Annotated in this window: 2 tRNA genes and 1 pseudogene; all 3 read left to right on the top strand. The window is 38.9% G+C overall.

Features of this window, described 5'->3' with window-relative positions:
• Positions 1 to 956 (top strand): annotated as a pseudogene (locus BCT81_RS15105) (citrate lyase ligase); the annotation flags it as partial.
• A 312-nt stretch (positions 957 to 1,268) separates the two neighbouring features.
• Positions 1,269 to 1,355, top strand: a tRNA-Leu gene (locus BCT81_RS15100).
• A 66-nt stretch (positions 1,356 to 1,421) separates the two neighbouring features.
• Positions 1,422 to 1,495: transfer RNA gene (locus BCT81_RS15095), tRNA-Cys, on the top strand.
• The last annotated feature ends 1 nt before the right edge of the window (position 1,496 follow it).

The following is a 1,496-nucleotide window of genomic DNA, read 5'->3' as shown; positions in this document are numbered from 1 at the left end:
ATAATTTGGTACAAACTGAGATCAAGCCGGGTGATGTCATTGTTTTTTTCAACTTTGATGAATTCAAAAATGTTGAAGATCCGGATGTACTTTCAATTGATCTTAATGATGTTGACCGAGGTGGCGACTTTTTCATTGATCTAAACGCGCGTCATTGTCATTACTCTCCTAAGGGAAACAAGGCAATGGGTGAGATTGTAACAAATAAGTTAATATCTGTGTTGAAAAGTAAAAGTGAGCCTGTACCGCCTCAATTCGATTTAGATAATAGAATGTTGTGTGTCTTAGAAAAGTTCAAGTATTTCTTATTTAGACACACTGCTCAGGCGCTTGAATCTTGTGAAATGCAGTCGTATTTAGAACTATTAGGTCAACATGCTACAGATAATGAAGGTGTTATAGGTAGCGTAGCAGTCAATTGTAACCCAATTACTAAAGGGCACTTGCACCTAATAGAGCATGCTGCAAGAAGTGTCGATAAGTTGTTCATTTTTGTTATTGAAGAAGATAAATCTTTCTTTAAATTCGAAGACCGATTTAAGTTAGTCTTTGAAAGCACGAAACATATTGGCAACGTAACCGTTATTCGAGGCGGAAAGTTCATTTGTACTGAATTGACTTACCCAGATTACTTCGATAAAGAAACTTCTGAAGCTAAAGCTGATGCATCAATGGAAGCATGGTTTTTTTGTGAGTACATAGCTAAGGCGCTGAATATTAGTAAGATATTCCTTGGAAATGAACCAAAGTGTCAAATCACCCAACAATACAATGAAAAAATGCAGGAGCTACTCCCTGCATATGATATTGAAGTTGAAATCATTGAACGTATTTCAACAAACGGTGATGTGATCAGTGCTTCTAAAGTAAGGGAGTTCTTAGCAAGCCGAGATTTCAGCAGTATAGAAGCAATTGTGCCAAAGCCGACATATCAATTTTTGAAAGAAAATTATTAATTAGGTTCGTACTTTCCAGAATTACTGATAAAGCCAGTCCTTCGACTGGCATTTTTATTCGAGTTTTCTCGTTCCCATGTATTATGAATGATTTTGAGCCGGCTTTAGAGGAGGAGATTGTGTTTGCCATTTGCGCAATCAGTAGTAAATTCAACCGTCAAAGTTCGATAATTAATCACTTGAATTAAAAGATAAAATTTATTGTTGACGAATTTTTTCCATCCGTTAAAGTACACCTCGTTCTCACGGCTTAGGTCGCTGAGAGATGGTGTTTTACTTTTCAGTAATCGGCATCGCAATAAAGAATTGCGTGCCCTGGTGGTGGAATTGGTAGACACAAGGGATTTAAAATCCCTCGACGTTCGCGTTGTGCCGGTTCAAGTCCGGCCCGGGGCACCATCTATCTAGCTTCTACTTTTGAGTAGAGTGATGAACAAAGAGTTGTTCTCTTAAATCACTATTAAAGGCGCCTTGGCAGAGTGGCTATGCAGCGGATTGCAAATCCGTGGACCTCGGTTCGACTCCGGGAGGCGCCTCCAT

Origin of the sequence: Vibrio sp. 10N.261.52.A1, from assembly GCF_002876325.1 — a bacterium.
Classification (GTDB): Bacteria; Pseudomonadota; Gammaproteobacteria; order Enterobacterales; family Vibrionaceae; genus Vibrio; species Vibrio chagasii.
Note: the sequence above shows the minus strand (reverse complement) of the source record. Positions and strands in the feature narration are given on the sequence as shown.